At 47.0% G+C, this 785-nt stretch carries 1 protein-coding gene; it reads right to left on the reverse strand.

Annotation, left to right across the window (positions count from 1 at the left end):
* The coding region (locus tag H6A32_RS15805) for an Rpn family recombination-promoting nuclease/putative transposase (protein WP_204864820.1) at positions 1-741 on the reverse strand (741 nt) is incomplete at its 3' end.
* Between the last annotated feature and the right edge of the window lie 44 nt (positions 742-785).

The raw sequence follows: 785 nt of genomic DNA on the forward strand, positions 1-785 counted from the left end.
CAGGAATGCCGCAATGATCTTGGCGATCAGTTTTAAAAGAGACTCAGGGGAGTCACGGCTGATCTTCTCCAAATAGTCATCCGGAATTTCTGCGAGTTCGTGAAATTCGGCGGAGCTTCGCAGTTTGTCAATTAGCATGATCAAAGACAACTCATCTTCTTTTTCAATCAACTCCTGATTGGAATAGCGGGAGAGCGGCACGACCAGATACTGAAAGTTTGGAATATACTCTCCCAGAAGATCGGAAAGTGCGGTGCGTTCCTGAAAGTTTTTTGCAGCTGTCCAGTTCCGGTCTCCATCATAGAAGACAATTGGAAGAACAGGAGGATACCGGAAGCCCTTTAAAGCTGTGCACCCGGCCTGTTTTTTCTCGGCCTCTGCGGCATAATCTGTCAGGATCAGGACGATATAGCGCAGAATCCGGAAAGACATATCATAGTCGACCTTGGTCTGATGCTCGATCAGCGTGATCAGATAAAGAGTGTCTATGTCTTCCTGATTTTTCAGACGGATCTTCTTTACCGTATCGGAATCCCGTTCTTCCTGCCATACGGAGATGAAGCGATCTGTGACGTCCTCAATATCTTCCGGCTGGACATCTTTTAGAAGTTCGATATCCGTATATCCGCGAAGGAACTGGGCGCAGAGGATGGGATCACCAAAGATCAGCCTGGCACCGCTGTCTTTGACTTTTTTGTTTTGTGTACTGGTTTTTGGTTTGTGACTGTTCGTCTTCGTCATAAGGACTCCTTTCCGAAAGGGAGCAAAGACAAACAGTCAGACAC

Source organism: Drancourtella massiliensis (assembly GCF_016900655.1).
GTDB lineage: Bacteria > Bacillota > Clostridia > Lachnospirales > Lachnospiraceae > Sellimonas > Sellimonas catena.